The following is a 24,196-nucleotide window of genomic DNA, read 5'->3' as shown; positions in this document are numbered from 1 at the left end:
AGAAAATAGTGAGATCAGCTAATAAATGTGCAATGGAGCATAAGAAATGGGGAAGTCAATCTCCGAGATAATAGTTTTTAAGCCGTTATACATAAAGAAAAGCTTCCTCATTATAACGAGGAAGCTTTTGATAAGTATATATCCACTTTTGTTCCCTTTCCAATTTCAGATTGTACTTCTAATGTAGCTCCATGGAGAGTAGCGATTTGTTTGGCGATACTCATACCAAGGCCGACTCCTTCTATTTGTTCATCGGTGTTCGTTCCGCGGTAATAGCGTTCAAATAACTGGCCCATCGTTTCTTCATCCATGCCGACACCGTTATCTTCAATACAGATTTGTAGTCCTTTTGGAGATTCAGAGGCCCCAATGGTGATAGTTGTTCCGCTAGGATTATGTTTAATGGCATTAAAAATTAAGTTGTCCATCATTCGCTCGAACCATTTTCTATCTGCCTCAATTTCTACTTGTTTATGAATAGGCTTAAAGTGAAAGCGATAGTCTTGTAATGTTCGATCATCGGAAAATCTATTAAAAATTGTTTCAAGGAGATTATTCAATTGATATGTTTCTTTAGAAAGAAGGAGATTATTATTTTTTAGCTGAAACGTAAGTGAAAAATCTTCAATTAGGTGAAGCATGTAATCTCCTTTTTCGCGAATCGTTTTTCCTATTTCTTCAAGTTCTTCGGCTGACCAATCATAATGCCCACTTTCTAATAAATGTCCATATCCTTGGATGGAAGACAGGGGGGTACGAAGGTCATGAGAAATACCGGTCATCCATTCTTCTCGTGTTTTTTCCAGCTTTGCTCGTTCTTTTACCGATGCATCTAGTTTTTCCGCCATTTTGTAGAAAGCATTGATAACTTCTTTATACAAACGATAACGCATTCTTACTTTACCGTTTTTGCGGTAAATTTTTTTTCTTTCTTTTTCAGTTAATACTTCATCATAATTGCCTTGTTCCATTCTTTCCAACCAACTTGTAAAAAGAAATAGCGGTCTGCCATAACGGAAACCGTTCCAAGAAGAAAGGGTAATTGTAATTAACAACACGATGGCACCTACGATACCAAAACCAATAAGATATTCCTCCATGATAGATAGTGTTTGATTTTTATCTTTCTTTTTTGGTGTATGTAAAATCCAAATCTTATCGGAAGAAGGATCATTATAAACAGACATCTTCGTTGAATGAATACCAGGTGCGGTTTCTCTTGAAACAATATCTAAAGGATCATATTTTTTTAGATTCATTGGCTTCCCAATATTCTCGATAATATCCCCTTGTTTGTTAATAATATGAAGTGTGCCGTTTGTTTTTTTGAGCTGTTCTTCAAATTCAGCTCTATTTGTTTCGGAAATCTGACCATGTAAGCTGTAATTTTTTACAAATCCTTCCAATACATCCTGTTGTGTATCTTTATATCCAACCATAAAAATATGGTCTTTTTTATATGTATTATCAACTTTAGTTAAAACGGTAAATTCACTAAAATGTTTCGTTTCTTTTATTTCTAAAATGTCGCCTACAGAATAGTGTTCAGGCAGGGAGGAAGGCGCATTGCTTGATGTAATCACATGTCCTTGATCATTGACAATTTGTGCCCACATTTGTCTTTCACTAAGAAATTTTTCCCATTTCTTATCAATTTTTGCCTCGCCATTTTCGATTATCGTATCGGTCGTAATACAATCTAGTATCCCGGCTTGAAAGTTCCGTCTTAATTCTTGGCTACTAATTTGTTGAATCAATAAAAAAAATAGAGCAAAAACTAATAAAATCATCCCAATTGATAAGGTAATAAATTGAAGAGAGAAGTGAAAAATTAACCTTCTTCGTAATGGTTTCATATTATTTCTCCTGAACCAGTTTGTATCCGAGGCCACGGACCGTTAATAAAAATTGCGGTTGACTTGGATCTTCTTCAATTCGTTCTCGAATTCGTCTTACATGGACAGATACGGTATTATCATCTACGTAATGGGTAAATCCCCAAACGGCTTCTAGAAGTTCGGATTTTGAGAATACTTTGTTTGGGTGTTTGCACAAATACAATAAAAGTAAATATACTTGGGTCGGGCAAGAAACTGGCTGACCGTTCACAAATAATTCTCCTTTGTCTTCATCTATTAAAAACCTTCCGAAGTTATATTGCTTCTTCTTGTTAAGGATTCGTGAAATTTCTACGGATGAAGTTCTACGAAAATGCGCTTTAATTCTCGCTGCAATCTCGAGTGGGTTAAATGGCTTTGTGACGTAATCATCTCCGCCAATCGCAAATCCAGTTAAGACGTCAAGATCCGATACTTTAGCTGTTAAGAATAAAATATAAGCATTTGAAATTGCACGGATTTTTGGGCATAATTCAAATCCACTATAATCAGGAAGCATAACATCTAGCACGATCATATCAATTGAATTTTTTTCTAGAATTGCTAAAGCATCTGTAGCTGTATGTGCAGTATAAATATGGCTGAATCCTTCTTTTCTTAACACCATTTCAATCATTTTTACAATAGCTTTTTCGTCGTCTACAAGCAAAATACTTTTGTTTTCCATTCTTATCCACCTCGGTAACTATATTAGCATACGAACATTACGAGAACTTGAACGGAAGTAAAAAAGGTTTATGAAATGTTAATCTCTTGTTTCGTTAATAGAAAGGTTAAAATTGTAAATTAAAAGTAGCAAAAACATGTAAGGGGATAAAAAATGGATAAATATCGAGTTTCTACAGTTGATGGTATAAGGGGATTTAGTTTATTAGGTATATTGTTGGCTAATATGTTGATTTTTCAGTACGGAATATTTGGTAAGGATGAAATTAATTTTTATTCATTATCTACGGCAAATCTAGGAGTTTATAAAGCTGTAAAAGTTCTGATAGAAGGTAGTTTCATGCCTATTTTTACGTTTCTATTTGGTTATTCAATGATTAAAATGAAGGAAAGTCTTGAGCGAAAAGGGGTAAAGGTAAAACGGTATTTTGTGAGACGCTTTTTATTTCTTTTTGTTCTTGGATTGTTACACGGTCATTTTTTATGGGAAGGAGATATTCTTTCCTTTTACGGATTGATGGGTTTTTTCCTATTACTATTTTTAAACCGCAAGAAGAAAACATTGATGATTTGGGGAATTATTCTATTAGTCCTTACTTCATTCATGGGGTATGGACATATGGAAGAGACGGCCAAGGAGAAAGAAAAAATGGCCCATTATATTGAACAAACGAAGAAGGTTTATGGAAGTGGAAGTTATGCAGAAATTAAAGAGCATCGACTCAATGAAGATCCGTTAGATTTGCCAGATGAGTTTTACTTATTTGTTTTCTTGTTTTTGCCATTTATGTCTGCACCATTATTTTTATTCGGGATGTATGCGGCAAAGGTAAATTGGTTTGCGAATCCGATAAAGGAACGCTCGTTGTATGTGAAAGGGATTTTTCTATTCATCCCAATCAGTCTTGTTTTAAAGCTGATGCCTTACTTAGCGCCTAAAAACGATTGGGTAGGTGTAGGTGATATGCTTGGAAAGAATTTGTTGTCACTTGGGTATATTTTTCTGTTTGCCTATTTTTATACAAAATCATCTAAATGGATGCTTCGAAGGGTCTTTGAAAATATCGGAAAACTGTCGCTGACGAATTACTTAATGCAAACGGTTATTTGTACATCCATTTTTTATGGATATGGTCTTGGGCAATTTGGTAAGATGGGCATGATTTTGAGCGTTATTTTAGCGATTGTAATTTATGCCGTTCAGGCGGTTGCCAGCCACTATTACTTGAGAAGATTTAGTAGAGGCCCAGTAGAAACATTGTTAAGAATGTGGACAAACTTCTCATGGGATGGGCGTGTCCGAGTTAAGGAAGTGTTAACTGTAAAAGAAGTTTCTAGTAAAGTTGAAGGGCTTTAATGATCGGAAGAAAATGTAAATTAACATGTGGTTGGAGAAGTAAACACCGCTCGGAAGATTTTATTCTGAGCGGTGTTTATGTTATGAATATAAATAAAGGAGATGAGGTACATGAGCAGATTAATTGAGAAAGCGATGCAGTTTGCTGCGATTAAGCACAAAGGCCAAATGCGCAAAGGTACTAACATTCCATATATTATCCATCCATTTGGAGTAGCACTCATTTTACAGAAAGCAAAGCAGCGTGATGAAGTGATTGCTGCAGGGTTATTGCACGATACTTTAGAAGATACGAATACAACCGTGGCTGAGTTGTGTGAGCATTTTGGCGAAGAAGTGTTGAAATTGGTTCAGGCGGCTTCAGAGCCAGAGAAATCGTTGCCATGGGAAGAAAGAAAAAAACATACTATCCTATCTCTTCCACACCGTTCGAATGAAGAGATTACTTTAATCATCGCAGATAAATTACATAACTTACGGTCCATTCAAGAGGACGTAGAAAGAGAAGAAGATCAAGTATGGTCACGTTTTAAGCGTGGAAAACGTGATCAATCATGGTATTACATGAGTATCTTGCATGCTTTGAAAGAAAAAAAGCGGGACATTCCAATTATTCGGGTGTTCGAAAAAGAAACACAAAATTTATTCATTGGAAAAGAAGCACTTACGTTGAAGGACATCGATGTATTATTCAGTTGTGCGTATGGCATTTATGAGTCACAAAAAGCGAAATTGCATGAAAGAGGTCTATTAAAATTTGTGAAGGAAGTTTCTATTGCTGGTGAGGCGATTTATCGTAGTGGAAATATGGAAATGATCTGCAAGAAAGAGGAGTTTCTTTTGAGTTCAATTCAGATGGTCCATTTATTTTATTAGCATATTTAACTGAGCTAAAGCATCGAATGGGGTGGTCTGATGAATTATTTTATCAGTATTACTTAAGAAGCTGTTCGAAGTTATAGAGAGGGCATACAACTAAAAGAGTAGGGAACAAATTATCAAGCTCTCTCTATGTTTTCTAAGAAGGACGTCTCATTGAAAAAGGTGATACACTACAGATAGTAGTATCTCACCTTTTTATTTCTTCGGATAAATAATATTAGAAAATGTGCTATTGTTATTTTACTTCCCAAATCAAACCCAATACTCCCCACTACAAAACTCCATCTCATACCCACGATAACCTTTCGCCAGCAACCTTTTCTGCCCAGCAATATCACTTATAAGAAGCCTTTCTATATTCACCCATTCTCTTTGTCTCTCACCCGACAACTCTTTCACAAACACATACCGCAACCGATCGTTATATTTTTCTTTTAGCGTAGCAACTTCCATACCTTGAGCAAATTTATCTTTTAAACTAGGGATATTAAACGGCGCAACGGTGCAGCAAACATACTCATAGTTGTGATCAGACTGTTTTAATTGCTCCATAATCACTTTCGCTAATATTTTTTGAAGTCCGTTTCCTTGGTAAGTTGGATGAACATTTGAAACTTCTTGATAGATGACACGTTCTAGTTCCTCATCTGTTAAGCCGATATCTAATCCTAAATGTTCTTCATCAAGAGGCGGAACTAAGAGCGCACGAAAGGCAATGAGTTTGTGAATTTGAGATAGCTGATGTTACATAGTTACATGAGTGAGATTATGGAGATAAAACCTTATAAAGGAATGATGGAATAAAACGGTGATGTTAATTTCTCTTCTGGTACTTTCTTACATTATATTTCAAAAAAACGTGAGAACAATTGTGAATTATCTGTTTCTTTTTGTGTTCTTCTCCAAGTAGAATTTCTTGACATTTGAAAGAATATTCAATATGTTTTTGGGAAGCAGAATTGTTATCAATAAAAAAGGTTGTTTAGCGTCCAATATAGTTTTAAAAGAATAGTTGCGATTTTAGAAGGGAGAGCAAGACGTTGAAAAAAATAGATTTGCAGGATCGGTTAAGTGAGATTTTTCAACATTTACATGAGAACCCTGAAATAAGTTGGAAGGAATACAATACAACGGCCTATATTACTAAATTTCTTGAAGAAGAAGGAATATCATATAAAATATTTGATGATTGTCCAGGTGTAATCGCAGAAATGGGGAGCGGGAAACCGGTTGTCGCGGTTCGAGGTGATATGGACGCATTATGGCAAGAAGTAGATGGAGAGTTTAAAGCAAATCATTCATGCGGCCATGATGCACATATGACGGTTGTGATGGGGCTCATTTTACAGTTAAAACAGGCGGATTGGAAAACAGGAACAGTTCGATTTATTTTCCAGCCTGCAGAAGAAAAGGGAAGTGGAGCTCTGAAAATGGTGGAGAAAGGTGTTGTGGATGATGTCGATTTCCTATTTGGTATTCACTTACGACCGGTAGAGGAATTATCATTGAAGCAAGCAGCACCATCTATCCGGCACGGGGCGGCTGACTTCTTAGAAGCTCATATAATTGGAACTGACGCTCATGGTGCACGGCCACACCAAGGTACGAACGCAATCGATGTCATTACGATGATTAATATTGGATTGAAAAATATATGGCTTTCACCGCAATATTCCTATTCCGTTAAAATGACGAGATGCCAAGCAGGCGGTGAAAGTTTAAATATCATTCCAGGGAACGCTCATTTTGCTTTAGATGTAAGGGCAGAAAGCAATTTACTGTTGGAAGAGTTAAAGAAAAAGATAGAAAAAGTTATTCAATCAGCTGAATCAATGAGTGTAAAGATTTCTTATGATTGGGTCGATTATGTACCTGGGGCAGTGGTATCGGAGGAAGCGGAACAGTTCCTTCGTAAGGGGATTCTGCAAACATATGGAGTAGAAGGTTGCACCGCACCGCTTCGCACAGCGGGAAGTGACGATTTTCATTATTATACGGTGAAAAGGCCTCATTTAAAAGCGGTCATGCTAGGATTAGGTGCGAATTTAAAACCAGGGTTACACCATCCTCATATGACGTTTGACCGAGGTTGTATATTAGATGGCGTACAAATCTTGAAGCAAACGGTATTGGAAGTTTTGAAATAGTATTGTTTTTAAAAAATGAAAGTATAGATTGCAACAAATATAATAAATCCTGATGCTAAAAAAATGTATATGCTGAAGCTTTTCGATTTTCTTTTAAATCAGAAAGAAAAGTATACATTCAAAACACTATAAATAAAGAGATGCAGAAACCCATGGATAAAAAACCACATCTCATTGATGTCCAACCCATCCGAAGTAAAGAACAAATTGAAGATATGAAATGGGCTCTTAAACGTCACTGTTCAGAAAGAGACTACATCTTATTCATGATTGGGATCAATACAGGTCTACGAGTAAGTGATCTACTTCAATTAGAAACTCATATGATTTTAAAATTAAAACGAAAACGTAGAAAAGAATTAAAAATAAAAGAAGGAAAAACCAAGAAAGAACGGATGGTTAATCTTACTTCTATTTTTAACGAAGTATATCAATACGCCCAAACAGTAGAAAATACCTGGTTATTCCCTTCTCGTAAAGGAGATTGACCCATTAGTAAAATCCAGACCTATCGACAATTGCAAAAAGCCGGAGATTTTGCTGGTGTAGAATCCATTGATACCCACACCATGCGCAAAACCTTCGGCTATTGGTTCTATAAACAAACAAAAGATGTGGCGATGTTACAAGATATACTGAATCACAGTACACCACAAATTACCCTTAAATATATTGGGATTAATAAAGAAGAAAAAGACCATGTGTTAGATACATTTTATACTTTAATCCAAACTGATGATTTTAATCTATATAAAATCATCAGTTCCTATATTATGAAAATAAACCTAAAATTTAGATTCTCCGGTAATTCCCTCTATAAAGTCAAAGAAACCAGGTGCTGAAAAACCATTAAAAACATCTATCTTTTCATATATCTTTAGTTTAATTTCTTGTTCTAAATCTTCTCTTTCTTGAAGTGGTGTATTTCTTAAACTTTTTTTTATTTTAGGTAAAAATAAATTTAAAATTTCTTCGAAATTATCGTCACTTGAAAATTTAAAATTTGGCATTACCATCATTCTAATTACACCTCATCTTTTTAAATTCATAGACTGTCTTAATTTTTCAATGGCTTTTTTATGATTATAAGAAACAGTTTGTTCTGACTCACCTAGCAATTCAGCAACTTCCTTGTTGTTATAATTAATTATATAAAGTAATTTTAAAATCTTCAGTTGCTTGTCTGATAAAAAATTTAAAGATGCAAATAAAACTTCGTTAGAAATATGCTCTTGAATATCTTCCTGTATATTTTCAAATTCTAAATAAGTTAAATCCTCTTTTGAAGATGCCAAAACATCAAGTTTTGAAGTAATATTATTTTCTTCTGTAGAAATGGGGGTATCAAGATTTAATAATTGTCTTTGTTTATTAAGAGAAATCTTCTTATCAAAATCAATTGAATAAAAATATATAAGTTTACTAATGTAACTAATCATTTTTACCTTTTTATAATGTTGTTTAAAAACTAAATCTAACCTTTGTTTATTTTTTTCAGTTGGATCTATAATTGCATTTTTAAACAAAACATAATTTTCATCTTCTCTCAAAAAACTTTCAACAATGGGCTGATTTAATTTATCTTGATACTTCTCATAAAATACATCAAGTTGATTATTCCCCATAAAACTCCCTCCTCATAACTCCCTACAACAATAAAAGAGAAATGAAACATATAAAAATCAAAAATAGACACAAAAAAACGAACAAATGTTCCTGTTCTATTTCTATATTATCCCATCTTTTCATTAGAAAGAAAAGAAAAGAATTCATAATTTAACAGTATTTCATTTAATAATTTCTATATCTTAAAAAACAGAATCCGAATCAACAAAAATTATAATTTTTTTAACGATTTTTTTGATTTTTTAAGATGTTTCTCCTCTTTTAAAAATGTATATAGGATATATGTAAACAAGGAGGAAATACAATGAAAAAAACAGTCACTGTATATGGTAATGATAACTGTCACTTTTGTATAATGCTAAAAAATTGGCTAGAAAAAAAACACATTAAATATGCTATGAAAGACGTAAATCAAAATGATGTTAAAACTGAATTCCAAACATACAATGCACAAGGTATTCCACTTATAATTATTAAAGACTTTGAAACAAAAACAGAACAAAAAATTGTTGGTTTTAATAAAGAAAAACTAGAAAAAACATTTATAAAATAAAAATCGGCACAAAAATGTGCCGATTTTTATTTTTTCCATTTTAACTTCACTTTTACAGATAAAAAGAAGAAGGAGAAATGACTATGACAGAAATCACATTAAAACCAATACAGACTAAAACTCTATATGAAAATACACAAAAAATACCTGAAGGTATTGAAATGATCAAAGCAATAGATGTTTGGGGAATTAGTGAAAAAGGAAAAGGTATTGTAATAGCAATTATTGATACAGGTTGTGAAATAAATCACCCAGATTTAAAAGAAAATATCATAAGTGGATATAATTTCACAAAAGATGATAATAACAACCCAAATATCTACAAAGATTATCGAGGACATGGAACTCACGTAGCAGGAATTATTGCAGCAAGTGATAACGGAAAAGGAATTGTAGGTGTAGCTCCAGAAAGTAAATTACTCATTTTAAAAGTAATTGATAAAAATGGTATAGGAAGTTATGAAAATTTAATCAAAGCAATTGAGTTCTCAATAAACTGGGAAGGCCCAAATAAAGAGAAAGTATCCATAATAAACATTTCTTTAGGTGGTTCATTACCTGATAAAAAGCTTTATACAACAATAAAAAGAGCAAAGAAAAAAGGAATTTTTCTAATAGCTGCATCTGGAAATGAAGGAGATGGAGATGAAAATACAAATGAAATTTCATATCCTGGATTCTATAAAGAAGTAATTCAAGTAGGATCAATTACAAAAGATAAAAAACCTTCCAAATTCTCTAATACAAATATTAATTTAGATTTTGTTGCTCCAGGAGAAAATATTATTTCCACTCATCTAAATAACAACTATGTTCAACTATCAGGTACATCTATGGCCGCACCTCATGTAACAGGAGCAATAGCACTTATAATAAAAATAATAGGTAAACAAGAACCCGAAATACTTCCCTATCTGGTAAAATCCTACCTAATTGTTCATTCTCAACGACTAGGATTTCCAAATACACAAGAAGGTTATGGATTAATCCAATTAAAATAACTAAACAAAAAGGAGAATGAAAATGGATATGCTAGAAATAAAAACATTAATAATGATTATTAGTAATTTTGGTTTTCCAGTTGCACTAGCAATTTATTTATTAGTAAGATTTGAAAAGAAAATTGAAACATTAACAGAAGCAATTGATCGATTAAAAGAAGTCATTCGAATAAGAAATTAAAAAAGGCAACTAAATATAGTTGCCTTTTTATGGTGTATTCCAAAATATTAAAGAAACAGCAAAATACACAAGAAAAATGATAAATAACAGTACAGATATAATACATGAAACCTTTTGAAAAAAGTCTTTCTTCGAAAATAATGACGTGATAAATGTTAAGATCAAAACTAATAAGGTTGTAGACATTAAAAAATTATCATCAATTATTCTATTTCCTGTAAATAAATATAACCCCAATAAAACTATAGCCACTAATAACAAAATAAAAGGAACCAAACTTGATAGCTTTTTAATACAAATCCCACCTTTCATAAAATAATATTACAACTAACAAAAAACTAATACAAAAAAATTCCTTTTTAAGTAGGGATAGCATCAGGATTTTGCGGATTTACAACGTTAAGGTAGAAACCCTTGTATCAATAAGGTTTACTCTATTGATACTCAATTGATTTTGCTTGAAGTAAGGCTTAAGAGTGTCTCATATGACTTGTTTCAAAATCCTTATCGTTGTTAAATTATTCGTTTTTAATGATATAAACAACTTACCGTTGTAAATCCGCATTTTCGGGACGCTACCCTAAGTAATAAATACATTCATTAAAACATAATAAAAAAACCGCTGATTAATCAGCGGTTTTTTATTATGTTTAATTATTAGCACAACCAACCTCTAGGCTGGAAATAAGAATTAATTTGTAACCAACTCCAATAATCTTGATTTTGGTACGGGTCAATACAACTTGCAAGAGTTTTATCACAACATTTATCACCGTTACCAAAATTACTCCAACAACGATCATGAGCACGACAGCAACTATCAATTGAATTAATAGGCGTTCCTCCACCTAAACCCATGCCATCTCCGCAACCTGGTCCACAATGACGATAAAGCTTTCCAGCATCTTCATTATCTAAACAAAACTTACCATCAATCCAATCAAATGCTTTTTCAACTGTAATTTTACCAGCTTCATATCCTGGATTATTTGGAACATCTAAAGAAATTTGATAATCTAATTCACCTTCATAAGGTCTAGAGAAAGAAAGTTGAACTTGTCCATCTTGCGCAATAAAACCTTTATACTCATCAGTATCTGTAACTACTTTCCCATTAAATACTTCTGATACCTTATCAGCTGTTGTAACTTGAATATAAGAAACTGAAACAGTACGGTCTTTTGTTTCTAAAGTAACAACTTTAATATGAGCTAATTCAGTAGCATAGTTAAGTTGATCAAATTCGTAAGATACTACTACTCCTAATTGATTTGCTGAAAAATTTTGTTGATGCTTACTCAACATATCAACGATTAAACCAAACTCCTTTTTTTCTTTCACTTTCTCCATCAAAAAAGTTGTTTCTAATGGAGATATAAACTTTCCATCTAAAATACCTTGCATAAAACATGCTCCTTTTCTCTATTAAATTTGAACTCTATTGCCCGTTCATTTATTAAAGAGAAAATTAACAATCCAAAATCAAAAGATAATATAGATTTTTTAAACTTTGATTTTTACATCCTAGAATTCTCTTTTAAATATATAAAAGTAAAAAGGAGATAAAAAAATGATAAAAAAAGAAATTATAGCTTATATAAGTCCTTCTTGTATGTACTGTTATGGATTAAAAACATTCTTCCAAAAACATGATATTGAGTTCACTTCTAAAAACATAAAAGATGAAAAATATGCAAAAGAACTTGAACAATACGATCCTCAAAAAGCTATTCCTTACATTGTAATCAAAAACAATGATACAGAAGAAACGATTAAAGGTTTAAATATAAAAAAAATACGTAAAATATTACAGATTTAAATGGGATGTGAAATATGAATAATATAGAAAGCAATATAATTAGATATAACGAATTAAAAATAGATTTATTAAACATAAGCAAATGCATTGAAACTTGCGAAGAATGTGATAAAGGATTCTATCAAGATATAGCTATTCAATACTCAAAAAGACATAGAGAAATGAAAAAATTCATAGAGAAAACATACAATGTAAAAATTTGTGAATGTTGCTCATATGAAAAAGATAAATTTTCTTTTGATAAACAAATGAAATAATTCTCTTTAAAAAATATAAAGAACAGAAAGGTGTTCTTAATGATACAAAATCGAATATTAAAAAAAGAAGAAATTATAAACTTAATTTAAAACCTCTATGCAACAAATAACATGCAACAACTAACTGATAAAATTTCAAACTTTATAAACATAAACTTAGCAAAATATAAAATAAAGCTTGCACAAGAATACATTACTAATTCAAAAGAAAAGATGACAATGCTAATCCTCAGTTATCATAATGAATCAATTGAAATCATTTTTCTAAAAGAAAAAACAAAACAAATTATCATAGCAACAATACTAGATGGTCAAAAAATTATGATTGCTTAAAACTAGCAAATGAAAGGAGGTGTTATACATGCATCATGAAAAGAAATTAACAGAACAAGCAACTACTTGCTCTCATTATCAAATTTGTAAAAAACATCGCGACTGTTGTATCAATAATGCATCATGTTATGGATGCGCAATGCCTGACTACTATACGGAAATCGCTTCTTGTGGATGTAGTCCTATTATTGGATAGTCAAAGATTACATCTCTTTTCTAATGTTCAACACAACATATTTTTACGTTCTTGTTTAAAAAACAAGAACGTAAAACATGGCGATATAGCCAAATGGTAAGGCAAAGGTCTGCAAAACCTTGATTGCCGGTTCAAATCCGGCTATCGCCTTTTTATATAACATCAAAACAAGTTAATATTAATCATCCTCTGTTTTTTTATTATCCCCCTCAATAAATTCAAAAAATCCAGGAGATATTTTTTCAACTTCATTTCTCTCTTTTTCTAATTCCTTTTTAATACTAGGATCCAAGTTTTCCAAAAACAATTTTAAATCTATATCTTTTTCAAACAAAGTAAAACACCCCTTTAAAATATAAAAAAATTTAATACCTAACTCATATAATTTAGAAATCAATTAAAAGTAATTTTCTTTTACCTTAACATATATATAGCAAGGGAATGCTTCCAAAATTGATACCATTTCTTTTCATTACTTGCCGCAACCATCTGTTTTACTTCTTGAAGTTCTCGCATAACAGTCATAACAGCTTTATCACGATCAGTAACCTGTTGTTTCTCTATATTATTAGAATGAGTTAATAATTTTTGTTGCGATTCCAATAAATTTGTTAGTTGAGCTATTTGTTCATTTTGATTCTGTAATTGTTTTTGTTGTAACTCCACTGTCCTTTTTAGTCCTTGTAATAATTCTTTCAAATCATCCGATCCAGGAGTTATAACGGTCATATCTGTAATCTTAACTGTTAATCCTTCCTCTTCTAAAAGTAATTTACAAGCATCTTCCAATGTAACTTGTGGCATACTTTTTAATTCTACTAACCTTTGTAATAACCCAACATCATAATCATCAAAAATAACCCGTTCCCTTTCATCCCTTTTAAAAGCATAACAGTTATAACTCTCAATTAATAAATAATATTTTTTAACCGTAGATGGTGATACTTTTAATCTTTTAGCAACTTGGGATACATTTTCATAAATTACAGGAGTCATAATAGTTATAACCTCCTTTTTTAGTATTTCAAATTCGTTATAACGGTTATAACTCCTCTATCTTAGCATTTTAAATAGACTTGATCTAAATCTACTCTTCCTTGCCCAGGATTTCTTGTCCTCGATCATAGGATCCTTCTCATAACTCTTTAAAACGTCCCCTAGCAAAAATATTGTTATTAATTTATCAGCCTCTCTCAGACCCATAGAGAGCTTCCTAGAGTTTTTTTGTTTTTTAATAGTTAACACCCTTTTCTCAAAACCCAAGCTTACAGGTCCTTTTGGAAGCTTCTCAGCTTGCTTATGTATCACTATTTATAGTTGGGATACTGTCAGCATTTCAGAAAAACCCCACGCTAGAAAAAAATAATAAGCCGTCCATATGGACAGCTCATTTACATAATTCTCGAATTCGGAAGTTAATAAGTCTTTAATTTAGTCTCTATATCTACATAAACAAGAAATCCACCTACTGTTACATTGTCGCTTGATTCGAAGTCAACAAGATATACTTCTTTACCGTCATAGGGTGTTTTTGCCTATCCCCCGAAAAGGGGGATGGGCAAAAACACCCAAAAAGGACTAATTGACTGTAAAAAAGAATAATAAAAAGAAGGTACGTGAAAAGTTTTAAATTTGATGAGAGGTGGAGATTCGTGAAAGTACACGATTGTCCTAATTGTAACACCTATAGTAGAGAATGTATCATTGTCATCAAAAATGCTCCGAATTTTTCGGAAGAGATATTAAAGTGCAGTATTTGTTCCTGGAACGGTAAGTGGTCGGACATGACAGTGCGGGAGGTTATATTGCCAGCGATTCCAGGCGGGATAGAGATCCCTGGCGTCGAACCAATTACTGATTATTATGTACTTCATTCAGATCAAATTAGAATTACTTATACAGGAGGTTGTTGCCCTCATTGTGGTGGAAGTGATCCGTTATGCTGGTGCATGACTTTATAAACGATTATCAGAGCCTCTTACTCGAAGTTGACGATTAGACAGGTGCGGACGAGAAATCATCCGAAATAATTTAAGCACTATCTAAAAATAAGGTTAATATTGCAATTTTTCGATCCTTATTCTTTTGGAAGTTGGTAAGCATTTTTAACATTTTAACACATAGACAACAAATATCTTATTGAACTAACGCATGCTTTATTTAAATAAGAATTCAAAAGGACTGTCTAAATTTTACAGTCCTTTTTGTATCGTTAACATAATAGATTCTCGAAGGTTCTGTTGCAAAGTTTGAAAAAAGCATAAACAGGTTGGTAAATGAGGAACAATGTTTAGGAAGTAGCTAGTAATTGTTGAAGTTCATTGTACGTTGAAAAGGCGGAGTCTCTTTGAAGACTTCGCCTTTGTTTATATAGGGCATGAATGGTCTCTCTTTCAGAATTTCAGAGACATCGCGATAACTTAAAGAAAAACAGCAGTAGTAGCCGACAGCTACTAAAATAATTTCTTTCTTTAATTGTTTTCCTTTAAAATATCTCATGCCTGATTCTCCTAGATTCTGTTTTCTAGAGTGTAGCTTCATGTAGAAAACTTTGCAACAGAACCGTTTACGTTAATAAAAGAAAAAACGGGCTTGTTAGACAACCCGTTTTTCTTTTAGCTCTTTTTTCTTTTTGATAAGTCAGAAGCCTTCTTCATTGTGTCAACAACATGCATGACCGCGAAATATGGATGTTTTAAAATCATTTTCGGTCCGCTCTTCTTCATAACATCCTTAACGAAATCTTTCATATCTGGTTTATAACAATGAATTTTGCAATTTTGACATGCTGGCTTCTTCTCTTGAAATGGACATTTTGATAGACGAAAATAAGCATACTCTTTTAACTTCTGGCATTCTTCACATATAGTATCTTGTTCATGTTCGTTTTTACAATACATATCAATCATAATGCTAATTGTTTTCTCTTCACGTTCAATTCGATTCATGGCTAGTGCCTCCCGTTCCAAAGTCTCCCTGCTTTGATTGTAAGACTTTTTTAGAGGGTTTACATGAATTTTCATTGACAGTTTTTCTAACGTTTATCTCTTTCCTACAAATTATTAATGGAGAATGTCCCTACCAATCATAACCAACAGTAAAAGCGAACGCATTAAGACTTAAATAAACATCTTTCTTTTTCTTACGAGCTTCGGATGCTTAAACCACTGGAACGACAAGCGTCCACTCGATTCTTCCACGCTATTGATTGATCTATTTTGACATGGAACTGATTCTATTGGTAGGGACAGTTTGACGCTTACTGTTATATCAAGTAATTCAGCCTTAACGTATGGAATCCGCGTTTTGTTGGGCCATCAAGTTAAGGTATCGGTTGTTCTCCAAAACGAAAAAAACGAGCTGAATTTACATGAATAACTGTCAAGAGATAAAAATTTCGTTTAGGGGGTACCTTAAAATATTAGCTTGATGGGGATGCGGCGATACCCCAATAAGGAAGAGAATTTAAAACGCATTTTAATATGTAATATTGCATATTAAAATGTATTGATAAAAATGTAAGCGCTTACTATAATAAGAGTATAAAGATGAATCACATCTTAACAACAAGAAAGAGGAGGAAGTTATATGGCAATCGCAATGGCAGTTTTAAAATTTATCGGTGGAGTACTTCCATTAGTAGCAGAACTTTTAAAAGCAGTAATGTAAGTTCATATTCAGCAATTATTTATAAAAATTATCATACAAATGATCTGTATATCAAAGATGAACTGATGTGCAGATCATTTGTGTGAGCCAAGTCCCTTTATAATATGAAGGGACTTTTTTAGGTTTCTACATACTTGGACTGCTGATAAGGGGATTATGGTAGTAAGATAAAATTATATCCAAAAAACAAAAGTTTTACCCTTCTATAATTATCCATGAGGTAGGGCGTTTAATTTCGTTAGCTTGATGCTGAGGTGGCGGATCCTCTTTATCCCGCATTAACGGGCAGTAATACTCCCACCTCAAAATTCGACGAAAGCAAAGAAGTTAGGTGGGAGATAAACTGCCCGTAAAAGCCCGATTGGTTCAACTAATAATCAGTGGGGGATGAAGAAAACCCCCACTGATTAAAGTTTCACTTTATATAAATGTCTGAATTTTCGCACTTATTTTGTTGGTACGAAAGTTGAGTAAATTAATATTTTGAGTGTGGTTTTTTATAAGATTCTGAACTAGTTAGCGTAGAAGATGTTGCCTTTGTATAACATTTCAAAAATTGTTCGATATTTCACAATTTATGTTTCAAATTACATGTTATGATCAACTGGTAAAGATTAACTTATTAAAATTTTAAAACAATAAAGGGGAAATCGCATATGAAAGCAGTAGTGGTTAATAAAAACAGCAAAGCAAACATTGAAGTTATTGAAAAAGAATTACGTCCGTTACGCTCAGGCGAAGCATTAGTAGATGTAGAGTATTGTGGAGTTTGCCACACTGATTTACACGTTGCGAATCATGATTTTGGTAACACAGATGGCCGCATCCTTGGTCACGAGGGTGTAGGTATTGTTACTAAAATTGCTGATGATGTTACTTCACTTAAGATTGGTGATCGTGTAAGTATCGCATGGATGTTCCAATCATGTGGACGTTGTGAGTATTGCGTAACTGGTAGAGAAACATTCTGTCGTGAAGTTAAGAATGCTGGTTATACAGTAGATGGTGGTATGGCTGAACAATGTATCGTTACTGCTGATTATGCGGTAAAAGTACCAGAAGGATTAGATCCTATTCAAGCATCATCAATTACATGCGCAGGCGTAACTACATACAAAGCTATTAAAGTATCAGACATTAAACCTAGTCAACCTATCGTAATCTACGGTTGTGGTGGATTAGGTAATCTAGCTATCCAATATGCTAAGAATGTATTTGGTGCAAAGGTAATTGCAGTAGATATCAATGACGATAAATTAGCATTAGCTAAAGAGGTTGGTGCTGATATGACTATTAATCCAATTACTCAAGGTCCTGCTGACAAGATTATTCAAGAGGTGTTTGGTGGAGCTTATGCTGCTGTAGTAACAGCAGTTTCTAAAGTAGCCTTCAACTCAGCAGTTGATTCAGTACGCGCTTGTGGTAAAGTAGTTGCGGTAGGTTTACCAGTAGAAACTATGGATTTAAACATTCCACGACTTGTACTAGACGGAATTGAAGTAGTTGGTTCTCTAGTTGGTACTCGTAAGGATCTAGAGGAGGCATTTATGTTCGGTGCAGAAGGCAAAGTAGTGCCGGTTGTTCAAACTTGCCCACTAGATGAAGTGCAAGATGTATTCGAAGAAATGGAACAAGGTAAGATCCAAGGTCGTATGGTAATTGATTTTAAACAGCACAAGTGTAATTGCGAGTGTAAATAATTTATTTTGTTTTAACCATCGTTGGTACGATTCTCTTAGTAAATATTAAAAAGGTAGCTTCTTGGGCCTGAGTCCAGTATTGAACCGAATCTACTCATTAAGAATCGAGTTCGGGCTAGTCGCTATAGCCCACAACTTTATCAAACAAGCGGAAAAGAATCGCTCGTTTTGAGGAAGCAAACCTGAAAAATAACAAAACCCACGGAGAAAATTTATTTTCTCCGTGGGTTTTAGTCATTTAAAGGGGCTTTTGGAACATCCTCCTTTTTATCTTATAAATACTGAATATTCTATTTTTTTGGTATTTAAAATAAATTCCCTTACAATACCACCAAGAATTGGAGCAACGGTGAATATCCATAGTTGAGAGATTACTTCGCTACCAATGAATATAGCTGGTGCAATGCTGCGTGCAGGGTTAACAGATGTTCCAGTTAGCGGAATACCTAATAAGTGAACTAATACTAATGTGAAACAAAGTACAAGTCCAATTAAAGAAAGATTTCCTTTTTTACCCGTTACAGCAACAATAACTAGAATGAACACGAATGTTAAAATGAATTTTACTAAAAATGCTCCACATAAATCTAAATTTCCAAAACTATTTTGTCTTAAATTATCTAAAGGCAGGCTAGTAGATTGTAAAATCGTTATTAGTGTTACAGTTCCTGATAAACCACTATTCGGATAATTCAATACAAGGGAGCTCGATTAGAATTTTCTCTTAATGGACTTTCTTGTGATCCTTCAAGAGGTATCGTCATATACCCATCGGCTTAAAAATATGAACGCCCCATATATGATAAAATTGGATTGCATGCCAGTAGAAAAATTCCGTAGAAAATCAAACAGAGTCTCGATTATATCAAGATTTCTTTCATAGAGAGTAGGCTGAATACATGAACGAACAATATTATGATGCAGTGTTACATATAAAAACAGTAGGAGAGCAAAAAGGATTCAACAAATCCTTACATTATCATCGTTATGAACCAACACCATATTGCGCACTCGAAACATTATTTACGCAATATGACTTAAAAAGCAGTGACCGAGTTGTTGATTTTGGATGCGGGAAAGGACGATTAAATTTTTATATTCATCATTTCTATCGTGCGTCGGTTGTAGGGATAGAAATGAACGAGACGTTTTATAAAGAAGCGATGGAAAATCGAGGTCGTTATATAAAGAGAGAGAAAAAAGGTAAAGATAAAATCCACTTTCAATGTTGCTTAGCACAAGAGTACGAGATTGATCCGCGTGATAATAAATTTTACTTCTTTAATCCGTTTTCGGTGCAAGTGTTTATGAATGTTATAAATAATATATTGTTTTCGGTAGAACAGACAGAACGGGAAATAGATCTGATTTTGTATTATCCATCAGAAGATTATATTTATTTTTTAGATCATCAAACCTCGTTTGAATTGAAAGAGGAAGTGATATTGCCGGGTTTATATGAGCGTAATTTGAATGAGAGGTTTTTGGTGTATCGGTTGGGGGAGTAGTTGGTTTTGGGATTAATTACGCTGAATCGGACCATAAGTAAATGAGTTTTTCCATACACAGCAAAGTTTTATTAAAAAATGACTAGGCTTATCCAGAACGGATAAGCCTGCTTCATTTTCTTATAACTCTATTTTTCGGCGAGGGTTGTAGATATGCCTTAATTTTTGAGTGAAGATTTACTCAGCTTTTTAGGTAAAAGAACTAAATAGAAATTAAAATTTCCTTTCTAAGTTCCAGTTTTCTATATAAAAGTGCAAGTAGCATTGATGGAATAGTACAAACAATCATTCCAATAAAGGCATATCGTGGCTCAATTTCGTATAAATAGGCACCGAAAATTGTAAATACGGCAGTGCTCCAGCTAAGAGCCAGCGCTGAATATATGCCTTGTGCTTGCGGAATCTGTGTATGTGAAATGTTTTTGACTAGGTATTTCATAAAGGCATAATGCCCCATAGCAAATGAGCATGCATGCAAGGTTTGCGCGATACAGAAAACAATTACATTAGGAAAGGTAAATACTAGTATCCAACGTACGGAAGAACCAAGTGCCGCCAGTGCAAGCAAGGAGCCTACTGAAAAGTTATGAAACTTTCGGTCTGCGATTGAGAAAAAAATGATTTCTGCTATTACGGCAATGTTAATAATTATACCTATTAAATATTTGGGTGCATGGATTTCTTGTAAAAAGAGATAACCATAATTGTAATAAGAAGCGTGTGCCGCTTGCAGTAAAATTACTATAATGAGTACCAAACTAAAGTGCTTGATATGAAATAATTTTAACATGCCTTCTTTTTGTGTTTGGTCTGATTGAGGCTTTTTAGATAGAATGACAGGTGCACGCATAAAACCAAGACACACGAATATTACTGTGCCAAATAACAGGGCCCATAAAATCACTTCATCTCCAAGCATCCCCGTAAAGACAGATAAAATCATGCCGGCTAGGACGAACCCGATGGATCCCCATTGACGGCTTCTCCCGTAATCTTTTAATTGGTTACTTTGTACGAGTACGCCAGCAGCGCTATCTAAAGCAGGCATCAATGTTGGATAAAAAAAATGGAATACTAATGTGACTATAAGTAAGCCGGTAAAGGAACTTGCCGGAATATAACACAGAATAGCAATAAGCGTACCGATTCCCGCCCCATTTAATAAGGTTTTACTACTAAATTTCCCTGATAAATAAGGAAATGCAAATAATGTGGAAAGGCCTCTTGCAACTAAACCTAAGCTCATAATCAAACTAGCTTGAGGAACCGTAATTCCTTTTGTATGAATCATCCATCCTGTCCAATAGGGTAGAAAAATTCCCCATGTCATAAAAAAACTAAAAAACTGTATACTCATCCAGCGATGTGTGTTCATGCTGTATCCCCCCATAGTTTGCATGTTATCATGTAAATACGTAAAAATAATATGAGATATCTCATATTTTTGAGGTGGATTATGGAAATCTACAAAGGTGAGAAAAAGCAATTGCAGTTGAAGAAGAGTTCTATTGCGCATTTATTTTCTTTTCCAGTTGAAGAGTTTATGGAAGTGCACGAGTATCAACGGGATGAATGGATTATTCAAGAAGGTATGAGAACAGATTTTCTATTTTATGTTATTGAAGGGAAAGCAAAGATATATGTAACACATCAAAATGGAAAAGTTTCCTTAATTAATTTTATTAACACAAATGAGTACATTGGAGAAATGGAATTATTTAATGAGGTGTACTATACAAAAGGAATTCAAGCATCAATGAAGACCATTTGTTTTGCTCTTCCTATTCATCGTTGTCGCACACAATTGATGGAAGATGCAAAATTTCTACGTGAATTAACTAAGTTTTTAAGTATAAAGGCAACACTTATGGCTGCAAAGTATTCACAAAGTCTTGCCTTTCCGCTTGAAAACCGGCTTGCAGATTTTATTTTGCAAACAGCTTATGAAGGGGTTTATAAGGAGAAACACGTAACGGTTTGTGATTATCTAGGTGTATCCTATCGTCACTTATTGCACGTACTAACACAATTTTGCGATAAAGGGTATTTGCAAAAGGAAGGGCGATACTATCAAATTAAACAGTACCATTCTTTATATGAACTTGCAGAGATGTTGAAGAATAAGTAACCATTTAGATAAAAGTATGTTGTGCAGTAAAAAATGTAATTGGAAGAAAAAAGTAACAGCACCCTCTAATTTGATGGAAAGGTGCTGTTTTGTTATTTGAATGCTTAGATGAACATTTGTTGCATAAATGATTGTTTTTGCTCTTGCGGTGAATTTAATTTTTTTGCTTACTTTAATATTCTCCTTTAATTACAAAAAACGAACCCCGAATTGTTCCAGCTAGTTTAGACTTCTGCCTAGCAAACTTAAACTTCTCTTCTAACTCCTTTGGTATCTCCATTCCCTCAGAAAGCTTAAAACCAACAGCTCGCTTCTTAGGGTTATCAACCGTATACATGACGTTGAGCACAAGACCATCCTCATAAATGACGTAGGTAAATTTGATATTTTCCACTTGAAAACGCGACGTTTCTAAAGGTTTGGCCGCAAACTCAATATCACGTTCTTCTTTCAAAATTCGGTTCACATAATCAAGGGTCTCCTTGCTTTCGCTAGCTGGTACAACCGTAAATTCATACTTGTATTTGTTCATAAAGTAACGGGCTTCATGAGCACGTAAACCAGCAAGCGCTTCTGCTACAGGTGAAGACTCTAAACCAACCGTAGACACATTTTTAAAATCAACGATATAGGACAATTCCATTCCTCCTTTTATCTCCTTATTTCCTAACAACAGGAATCCATATTTCACCAAATACTAAGCCGTTTCGCAGCCCCATCTCAACTGTTGCATTTGGGCCACCAACATAGGCAAAATTCTTTGCTTCTGGCAAGACTTGACCAAAGGCAATGCCAGTAAGCTTATTACTCAATTCATCAGCCGTCTTTCCTTCTCCTTTAACAACTAGGTATTCCCCCTTAGGAAATTGGATAACCCTGGACTCTTCTGGTACTGAGGCCTCTGTCATGACGCCAGCATAATACATCATTTTGTTATTCACCGCTTCGTTCACGGCAAAAATGTAGTCATTTGTGGCTATGGATTTTAAAGTGTCAAGTCTTCCATCTTGTTTGACGGCCCACCAAAAGTCTGCCTTTTCCTTGTTTATGCCCGCATAGTCTGTGTAATCGCTCTTAAGCTCAGTTCCAATACCTAAAACGGTAAAGCTGTCTTTTTCCTCTAATGTATAATTTTCCATATTCAAAACCTACCTCTTTTTTTATTAATCAAATGATTTGTCTTTTCACTTGATGAGTTTATAATAGCCTTAAATCATGTCAAAAAATGATACTGTTTAGGAGGTCTCGATGAAAAAAGTTGAAAGGATTAATATTATCATGCGGTATATCAACAACCGCGCCCATTTTACAGTTTCTGAAATCATGCGAGAATTTAACATCTCTCGTTCGACAGCTATTAGGGATATCAGAGAAATTGAAGCTATGGGGATGCCACTTGTTGCTGAAGTTGGAAGGGATGGGGGTTATTTTGTCATGAATAACTCTGTCCTGCCCACTGTTCGCTTTACTGATAATGAGATTAAAGCTCTTTTTATTGCCTTTATGGCCACAAGAAATCAACAACTCCCTTATCTAAAGAGTCGTCAGTCTTTAGCTGAAAAATTACTAGGCCTCATCTCAGAAAACCAGCAAGATGACCTTGTTCTTTTAAATCAAATCTTGCTATTTGAAGGGACCAACCCCAATAATCCTGACCTACTTGATCTGTCGGACCTACCCCATCCTATGTTAGAAAAACTCATCCAAATCCTTCTTTTGGATAGCTATTTATTGATTACCATCAAAGAAGAGAAGGTAATAAAGTCTTATCCAATTTATCTCTTGCACCTTTATCGTGAAAAAGGCCTTTGGTTGATTGAAGGTTTTGACTTAAAGGATGAAAAGATACAGATTTTCCCTGTCGACAATCTCACCAATGTCAAAGCATACCCTACGAAAAAAAGATTGAGTAAGAAAAAGATTTTAGAAAAACTAAGTAAGCAGGAAGAAGTAATTAACCTTGTCCTTGAACTTGGTCCAAAGGCGATTGCCCAGTTCAAAAAATACCATCCTTTAAAAGTTTCGATTTCCTATACGAATCCTTACCAAGCCACGGCCATTCTAAAGACGTTTATCAATGTTAATAATCATAAAGAATTGACTGAAATAACAAATTGGCTACTTTTCCTAGGTGGGGATATCAAGGTCAGGGAAGTGCCAGAAGAAGTCTTAGAGGGTTTACAAGAGAGATTATGCTTATTCTGCACATAAGGAGTGCATGTTCATCGTGCACTCCTTCTTTTTGGTACTGTTTGCTTCACTACAATTGAACCTC

Annotated in this window: 27 protein-coding genes, 1 tRNA gene and 5 pseudogenes; 17 read left to right on the top strand and 16 right to left on the bottom strand. The window is 33.7% G+C overall.

Going from position 1 to position 24,196, the window contains the following annotated elements:
* Nucleotides 1-110: 110 nt before the first annotated feature.
* Both WAZ07_RS13950 and WAZ07_RS13945 read right to left on the bottom strand, forming a co-directional pair.
* Nucleotides 111-1,856: a sensor histidine kinase gene (locus WAZ07_RS13950; RefSeq protein WP_336472932.1), complete on the bottom strand. Its 1,746-nt coding sequence runs from the start codon at nt 1,854-1,856 to the stop codon at nt 111-113.
* 1 nt (nt 1,857) lies between these two features.
* On the bottom strand, nt 1,858-2,565 hold the full coding sequence (locus WAZ07_RS13945) for a response regulator transcription factor (RefSeq protein ID WP_336472931.1): 708 nt from the start codon (nt 2,563-2,565) through the stop codon (nt 1,858-1,860).
* 153 nt (nt 2,566-2,718) lie between these two features.
* Here WAZ07_RS13945 and WAZ07_RS13940 point away from each other — a divergent pair, with 153 nt between their 5' ends.
* The gene (locus tag WAZ07_RS13940; protein ID WP_336472930.1) at nt 2,719-3,921 is read left to right on the top strand and encodes a DUF418 domain-containing protein; all 1,203 of its coding nucleotides are present in this window, start codon (nt 2,719-2,721) and stop codon (nt 3,919-3,921) included.
* Between the two features lie 111 nt (nt 3,922-4,032).
* Nucleotides 4,033-4,797 (top strand): HD domain-containing protein, encoded by a 765-nt coding sequence (locus WAZ07_RS13935; protein ID WP_336472929.1) that lies wholly within the window; start codon nt 4,033-4,035, stop codon nt 4,795-4,797.
* Nucleotides 4,798-5,055: 258 nt separating this feature from the next.
* Here the strand turns inward: WAZ07_RS13935 and WAZ07_RS13930 are convergent.
* Nucleotides 5,056-5,529, bottom strand: a pseudogene (locus WAZ07_RS13930) (N-acetyltransferase); the annotation flags it as partial.
* Between the two features lie 314 nt (nt 5,530-5,843).
* On the opposite strand from WAZ07_RS13930, the gene WAZ07_RS13925 reads away from it, so the two are divergent.
* Complete coding sequence (locus WAZ07_RS13925; RefSeq protein ID WP_336472928.1) at nt 5,844-6,950, top strand: M20 peptidase aminoacylase family protein; 1,107 nt, start codon at nt 5,844-5,846, stop codon at nt 6,948-6,950.
* A gap of 8 nt (nt 6,951-6,958) precedes the next feature.
* On the opposite strand, the gene WAZ07_RS13920 is transcribed toward WAZ07_RS13925, so the two are convergent.
* On the bottom strand, nt 6,959-7,015 hold the full coding sequence (locus tag WAZ07_RS13920) for a hypothetical protein (RefSeq protein ID WP_336472979.1): 57 nt from the start codon (nt 7,013-7,015) through the stop codon (nt 6,959-6,961).
* A gap of 87 nt (nt 7,016-7,102) precedes the next feature.
* On the opposite strand from WAZ07_RS13920, the pseudogene WAZ07_RS13915 reads away from it, so the two are divergent.
* Nucleotides 7,103-7,669 (top strand): annotated as a pseudogene (locus WAZ07_RS13915) (tyrosine-type recombinase/integrase); the annotation flags it as partial.
* A 66-nt stretch (nt 7,670-7,735) separates the two neighbouring features.
* Here WAZ07_RS13915 and WAZ07_RS13910 read toward each other — a convergent pair.
* Nucleotides 7,736-7,969 carry a hypothetical protein gene (locus WAZ07_RS13910; RefSeq protein ID WP_336472927.1) on the bottom strand — a complete coding sequence of 78 codons (234 nt, stop codon included), beginning with the start codon at nt 7,967-7,969 and terminating at the stop codon, nt 7,736-7,738.
* Nucleotides 7,970-7,981: 12 nt separating this feature from the next.
* Nucleotides 7,982-8,575: a sigma-70 family RNA polymerase sigma factor gene (locus WAZ07_RS13905; protein ID WP_336472926.1), complete on the bottom strand. Its 594-nt coding sequence runs from the start codon at nt 8,573-8,575 to the stop codon at nt 7,982-7,984.
* 305 nt (nt 8,576-8,880) lie between these two features.
* Between WAZ07_RS13905 and WAZ07_RS13900 the strand changes: the two genes are divergently transcribed.
* The 3 genes from WAZ07_RS13900 to WAZ07_RS13890 all read left to right on the top strand — a co-directional run bounded on the left by WAZ07_RS13900 (nt 8,881) and on the right by WAZ07_RS13890 (nt 10,311).
* Complete coding sequence (locus tag WAZ07_RS13900; RefSeq protein ID WP_336472925.1) at nt 8,881-9,129, top strand: glutaredoxin family protein; 249 nt, start codon at nt 8,881-8,883, stop codon at nt 9,127-9,129.
* Nucleotides 9,130-9,212: 83 nt separating this feature from the next.
* Nucleotides 9,213-10,130: a S8 family peptidase gene (locus WAZ07_RS13895; RefSeq protein WP_336472924.1), complete on the top strand. Its 918-nt coding sequence runs from the start codon at nt 9,213-9,215 to the stop codon at nt 10,128-10,130.
* A 22-nt stretch (nt 10,131-10,152) separates the two neighbouring features.
* Nucleotides 10,153-10,311 (top strand): YvrJ family protein, encoded by a 159-nt coding sequence (locus WAZ07_RS13890; protein WP_336472923.1) that lies wholly within the window; start codon nt 10,153-10,155, stop codon nt 10,309-10,311.
* A 657-nt stretch (nt 10,312-10,968) separates the two neighbouring features.
* Here the strand turns inward: WAZ07_RS13890 and WAZ07_RS13885 are convergent.
* Entirely contained in the window at nt 10,969-11,715 is a 747-nt protein-coding gene (locus WAZ07_RS13885) for a hypothetical protein (protein ID WP_336472922.1), read from the bottom strand.
* Nucleotides 11,716-11,881: 166 nt separating this feature from the next.
* Between WAZ07_RS13885 and WAZ07_RS13880 the strand changes: the two genes are divergently transcribed.
* The 5 genes from WAZ07_RS13880 to WAZ07_RS13860 all read left to right on the top strand — a co-directional run bounded on the left by WAZ07_RS13880 (nt 11,882) and on the right by WAZ07_RS13860 (nt 13,066).
* Nucleotides 11,882-12,130 carry a glutaredoxin family protein gene (locus tag WAZ07_RS13880; RefSeq protein WP_336472921.1) on the top strand — a complete coding sequence of 83 codons (249 nt, stop codon included), beginning with the start codon at nt 11,882-11,884 and terminating at the stop codon, nt 12,128-12,130.
* A gap of 14 nt (nt 12,131-12,144) precedes the next feature.
* The gene (locus WAZ07_RS13875; protein ID WP_336472920.1) at nt 12,145-12,387 is read left to right on the top strand and encodes a hypothetical protein; all 243 of its coding nucleotides are present in this window, start codon (nt 12,145-12,147) and stop codon (nt 12,385-12,387) included.
* Between the two features lie 111 nt (nt 12,388-12,498).
* Nucleotides 12,499-12,720: a hypothetical protein gene (locus tag WAZ07_RS13870; RefSeq protein ID WP_336472919.1), complete on the top strand. Its 222-nt coding sequence runs from the start codon at nt 12,499-12,501 to the stop codon at nt 12,718-12,720.
* A gap of 28 nt (nt 12,721-12,748) precedes the next feature.
* Entirely contained in the window at nt 12,749-12,916 is a 168-nt protein-coding gene (locus WAZ07_RS13865) for a hypothetical protein (protein WP_275857410.1), read from the top strand.
* 79 nt (nt 12,917-12,995) lie between these two features.
* A tRNA-Cys gene (locus WAZ07_RS13860) sits at nt 12,996-13,066 on the top strand.
* 28 nt (nt 13,067-13,094) lie between these two features.
* Here WAZ07_RS13860 and WAZ07_RS13855 read toward each other — a convergent pair.
* Together WAZ07_RS13855 and WAZ07_RS13850 are read right to left on the bottom strand one after the other, a co-directional pair.
* The gene (locus WAZ07_RS13855) at nt 13,095-13,250 is read right to left on the bottom strand and encodes a hypothetical protein (RefSeq protein ID WP_336472918.1); all 156 of its coding nucleotides are present in this window, start codon (nt 13,248-13,250) and stop codon (nt 13,095-13,097) included.
* 80 nt (nt 13,251-13,330) lie between these two features.
* Nucleotides 13,331-13,912, bottom strand: coding sequence for a DUF3967 domain-containing protein (locus WAZ07_RS13850; protein ID WP_336472917.1), 582 nt, complete (start codon nt 13,910-13,912; stop codon nt 13,331-13,333).
* A 788-nt stretch (nt 13,913-14,700) separates the two neighbouring features.
* Between WAZ07_RS13850 and WAZ07_RS13845 the strand changes: the two genes are divergently transcribed.
* Complete coding sequence (locus tag WAZ07_RS13845) at nt 14,701-14,877, top strand: hypothetical protein (RefSeq protein ID WP_156107953.1); 177 nt, start codon at nt 14,701-14,703, stop codon at nt 14,875-14,877.
* Nucleotides 14,878-15,206: 329 nt separating this feature from the next.
* Here the strand turns inward: WAZ07_RS13845 and WAZ07_RS26405 are convergent.
* The 3 genes and pseudogenes from WAZ07_RS26405 to WAZ07_RS13835 form a co-directional block, all read right to left on the bottom strand.
* A pseudogene (locus WAZ07_RS26405) lies at nt 15,207-15,305 on the bottom strand (IS6 family transposase); the annotation flags it as partial.
* Nucleotides 15,302-15,415, bottom strand: a pseudogene (locus tag WAZ07_RS13840) (IS6 family transposase); the annotation flags it as partial. The pseudogenes WAZ07_RS26405 and WAZ07_RS13840, both read right to left, overlap by 4 nt.
* A 116-nt stretch (nt 15,416-15,531) precedes the next feature.
* Complete coding sequence (locus WAZ07_RS13835) at nt 15,532-15,864, bottom strand: nitrous oxide-stimulated promoter family protein (RefSeq protein WP_413788889.1); 333 nt, start codon at nt 15,862-15,864, stop codon at nt 15,532-15,534.
* 1,377 nt (nt 15,865-17,241) lie between these two features.
* Here WAZ07_RS13835 and adhP point away from each other — a divergent pair.
* Nucleotides 17,242-18,285, top strand: coding sequence for an alcohol dehydrogenase AdhP (adhP, locus tag WAZ07_RS13830; RefSeq protein WP_090919801.1), 1,044 nt, complete (start codon nt 17,242-17,244; stop codon nt 18,283-18,285).
* 267 nt (nt 18,286-18,552) lie between these two features.
* On the opposite strand, the pseudogene WAZ07_RS13825 reads toward adhP, so the two are convergent.
* Nucleotides 18,553-18,963 (bottom strand): annotated as a pseudogene (locus tag WAZ07_RS13825) (aquaporin); the annotation flags it as partial.
* 221 nt (nt 18,964-19,184) lie between these two features.
* Here WAZ07_RS13825 and WAZ07_RS13820 point away from each other — a divergent pair.
* Nucleotides 19,185-19,793: a methyltransferase gene (locus WAZ07_RS13820; protein WP_336472915.1), complete on the top strand. Its 609-nt coding sequence runs from the start codon at nt 19,185-19,187 to the stop codon at nt 19,791-19,793.
* 202 nt (nt 19,794-19,995) lie between these two features.
* Here WAZ07_RS13820 and WAZ07_RS13815 read toward each other — a convergent pair whose 3' ends face one another.
* Nucleotides 19,996-21,168, bottom strand: coding sequence for an MFS transporter (locus tag WAZ07_RS13815; protein WP_336472914.1), 1,173 nt, complete (start codon nt 21,166-21,168; stop codon nt 19,996-19,998).
* Between the two features lie 81 nt (nt 21,169-21,249).
* Here WAZ07_RS13815 and yeiL point away from each other — a divergent pair, with 81 nt between their 5' ends.
* Nucleotides 21,250-21,921, top strand: coding sequence for a transcriptional regulator YeiL (gene yeiL, locus WAZ07_RS13810; RefSeq protein ID WP_336472913.1), 672 nt, complete (start codon nt 21,250-21,252; stop codon nt 21,919-21,921).
* A 172-nt stretch (nt 21,922-22,093) separates the two neighbouring features.
* Here yeiL and WAZ07_RS13805 read toward each other — a convergent pair whose 3' ends face one another.
* Together WAZ07_RS13805 and WAZ07_RS13800 are read right to left on the bottom strand one after the other, a co-directional pair.
* Nucleotides 22,094-22,594 carry a phage tail protein gene (locus WAZ07_RS13805; protein ID WP_336472978.1) on the bottom strand — a complete coding sequence of 167 codons (501 nt, stop codon included), beginning with the start codon at nt 22,592-22,594 and terminating at the stop codon, nt 22,094-22,096.
* Complete coding sequence (locus WAZ07_RS13800; RefSeq protein ID WP_336472977.1) at nt 22,581-23,060, bottom strand: GyrI-like domain-containing protein; 480 nt, start codon at nt 23,058-23,060, stop codon at nt 22,581-22,583. The genes WAZ07_RS13805 and WAZ07_RS13800 overlap by 14 nt, the downstream gene beginning before the upstream one ends.
* A 109-nt stretch (nt 23,061-23,169) precedes the next feature.
* Here WAZ07_RS13800 and WAZ07_RS13795 point away from each other — a divergent pair, with 109 nt between their 5' ends.
* Complete coding sequence (locus tag WAZ07_RS13795) at nt 23,170-24,132, top strand: helix-turn-helix transcriptional regulator (RefSeq protein WP_336472912.1); 963 nt, start codon at nt 23,170-23,172, stop codon at nt 24,130-24,132.
* The last annotated feature ends 64 nt before the right edge of the window (nt 24,133-24,196 follow it).

Origin of the sequence: Bacillus bruguierae (genome assembly GCF_037104725.1) — a bacterium.
Classification (GTDB): Bacteria; Bacillota; Bacilli; order Bacillales; family Bacillaceae_G; genus Bacillus_A; species Bacillus_A bruguierae.
Note: the sequence above shows the minus strand (reverse complement) of the source record. Positions and strands in the feature narration are given on the sequence as shown.